This window comes from Mesorhizobium sp. ArgA1, from assembly GCF_053714375.1.
The window spans coordinates 1-1339 of sequence record NZ_JBSKBQ010000094.1; the positions used below are offsets into that span (position 1 = coordinate 1).

Consider the following 1339-nt stretch of genomic DNA (forward strand, 5'->3'; position numbering starts at 1 on the left):
ATAAGATGCGCTTGTGAAAAGCTACTAGCTACCAACAAAACTCACGCCGTCGCAATTGCGGTTTGCTCCCAATTGGTTGAATTGAGTCCTTCAACCCGTCAAATCTGACGTGTGACACCGCTCGCTCCGCCGCTATGAATGTTCGTCGCGAGCAGGGAGCCAGCAGGCACGGATAAGCTGCACGCAAGCTGACCGGCTCTCGCCCAGTTCGTTCACAGGCCAAGAGCCATTTTCCAGTTTCATCGTGGCCGCATTGTCGACCGGCCCGAGGAGGGACACTTGAGCGCATTGCAGCACATCACTGCAGCTTCACCCAATTTTGCGAAATATGACGCGGTCGTTGTGGGCTCTGGGCCTTCAGGTGCAATCACAGCGAGAACACTGGCCGAAAGGGGACTCTGCGTCCTGGTTCTCGAATTCGGCAGCGTCGTGAGTCCGGGGTCAACCTATTTTGAGCACCAGGCGCCTTACAGTAGAGGGTTCTCTCCGAGCGGAAGTCTGGACGCAAATCCGTGGACGGCATGTTGCGTCGGCGGCGGAATGGCGTTCTACGATGCGATAACTTTCCGGTACCGGGACATAGACCTTAAGCCGTCAAAATATCTGTCCTCTGACATGAACATGGATTGGCCAATAGAAGTTGAGGAACTGGATGAGAGCTACCGATACGTGGAGAGCCTGCTTCGAGTAAGCGGAAGCAATGGAATTTGCGCCTTCCCGGAAAGTCCACGGGGTGGTTGTATTTTCGATGCGATGACATCGCTGAATATACATCCTAAGAGAATCCCGCTAGCAATTGATCACCCGGAGGCGGTGAATGGATGCTTGGCGTGTTCCCCCTGTGACGAAAGAAGCTGCCCGACGAACGCCAGGGCTTCCGTCCGTTCTCGAAGAGTTCTGGATGACACAGATCTTCTAGGAAACATAACCACGTTGTACGGCTGTTTTGTGTATCTGGTGGAACTGTCGTCGGCTAGCCGGGGATCGGCGCTGGAATGTTATGTTCCTTTCTCTGCCGAAAATCTTCGTATCCCCTTTGATCGACTGTTTATCTGCACTAATGCCGTTCAATCAGCCGCTCTCCTCTTGAGATCGCAAAGCCTGAAGGCGCCGAATGGAATAGGCAACGAGGCCGACCTAGTAGGGCGCGGCTTGTCGTTCAAGGTGAGTGGCTATTCCGTTGGTTATAGTGAGAAGTGGGGCGCAACCCCACATTTCAGTGCGACACACAAGGGGCCCCATGCAACCGTTTACACCGATGATTTCTATGAAACCGTCGATTCTCCCTGCGGAATTGCCGGACTGATATACGAGGCGAACTACGCTCAGGCCAGCGACA

At 54.0% G+C, this 1339-nt stretch carries 2 pseudogenes; both read left to right on the plus strand.

The features are described 5' to 3' along the window. Positions 1-342 precede the first annotated feature (342 nt). A pseudogene (locus ACWGTI_RS32445) lies at positions 343-423 on the plus strand (NAD(P)-binding protein); the annotation flags it as partial. A gap of 117 nt (positions 424-540) precedes the next feature. Next, a pseudogene (locus tag ACWGTI_RS32450) lies at positions 541-1339 on the plus strand (GMC family oxidoreductase); the annotation flags it as partial.